Origin of the sequence: Sphingomonas sp. Root720, assembly GCF_001428605.1 — a bacterium.
GTDB lineage: Bacteria > Pseudomonadota > Alphaproteobacteria > Sphingomonadales > Sphingomonadaceae > Rhizorhabdus.
The window spans coordinates 1-1,300 of the sequence record NZ_LMID01000008.1 but is presented as its reverse complement, the minus strand read 5'-3'; the positions used below and the strand labels follow the sequence as shown (position 1 = coordinate 1,300).

General features: G+C 72.0%; 2 protein-coding genes. Both read left to right on the top strand.

All coding sequences use genetic code 11. From position 1 onward, the window contains the following. Positions 1–986: dihydroxy-acid dehydratase domain-containing protein (locus tag ASE22_RS07325; protein WP_200956576.1), on the top strand; the 986-nt coding region annotated here is incomplete at its 5' end. A 42-nt stretch (positions 987–1,028) separates the two neighbouring features. After that, positions 1,029–1,300: glucokinase (locus ASE22_RS07320; RefSeq protein WP_235538148.1), on the top strand; the 272-nt coding region annotated here is incomplete at its 3' end.

The window sequence follows — 1,300 nt, the reverse complement described above, 5'->3', positions numbered from 1 at the left end:
TGGGGCGCTGCGTCGACGAGAAGGCGGTCGTCAACGCGGCGGTCGGCCTGCTCGCGACCGGCGGCTCGACCAACCATGTCATCCATCTGCCGGCGATCGCGCGGGCGGCGGGGATCGTGATCGACTGGGAGGATATCGACCGGCTGTCSKCGGCGGTGCCGCTGATCGCCAGGGTTTATCCCAACGGCGCGGGCGACGTGAACCATTTCCAGGCGGCGGGCGGCATGGCCTATGTCATCGCGACCCTGCTCGACGGCGGCTATCTCCACCGCGACATCCTGACCGTCGCTGGCGACGACCTYGGCGCCTATGCGAGGGAGCCCCGGCTCGACGGCGAAGCACTGGCCTGGGCCGACGCGCCATCCGAGCCGCTCGACGACGCGATGCTGCGCCCGCACGCGCGTCCCTTCCAGCCCGACGGCGGCATGCGGCTGGTGCAGGGCAATCTCGGGCGCGGCACCTTCAAGACGAGCGCGGTCGAGCGGGGCCGCTGGACGATCGAGGCGCCGGCCCGCGTGTTCGACGACCAGGACCAGGTCACCGCCGCGTTCAAGGCGGGCGAGCTCGACCGYGACGTGGTGGTGGTGGTGCGCTTCCAGGGCCCGAAGGCCAACGGCATGCCCGAACTCCACAAGCTGACCCCGCCGCTCGGCGTGCTGCAGGACCGSGGCTTTCGGGTGGCGCTGGTCACCGACGGGCGGATGTCGGGTGCCTCGGGCAAGGTGCCTGCCGCGATCCACCTCAGCCCCGAGGCGCTGGGCGGCGGGCCCATCGCGAAGCTCAGGGACGGCGACGTCGTCCGGCTGTGCGGCGAGCGCGGCGAGATCGTCGCGCTGGTCGACGCCGCCGAATGGGAAGCGCGTGCGGATGCGGTTCCCCCGCCCGCGCATGTCGGCACCGGCTGCGAGCTGTTCGCCTTCATGCGCGCGGGCGCCGACACCGCCGAGCGGGGCGGGTCGGCGATGCTGGCGGCGGCGGGGCTGTGAACCTTCGCAATCATGACACCCCTCCCCCGAAGGAGAGGGGCTTTGCGTGAGATCGTCGCGGTCGACCTGGGCGGGACCCATGCCCGCTTCGCGGTCGCCGAACTGCATGAGGACGCGCGCCCTACCTTGGGCGAGGTGTACACATATAAGACCGCCGAGCATGCCGGCCTCGCCGGCGCCTGGAAGGCGTTCGCGCGTGATCTCGGCCGCGAACCCCCGCCCGTCGCCAGCATCGCTGTCGCAGGCCCCGTCGACGGCGACCTGATCCGCTTCACCAACAACGACTGGACGATCCGCCCGGCGAGCATCGCCGC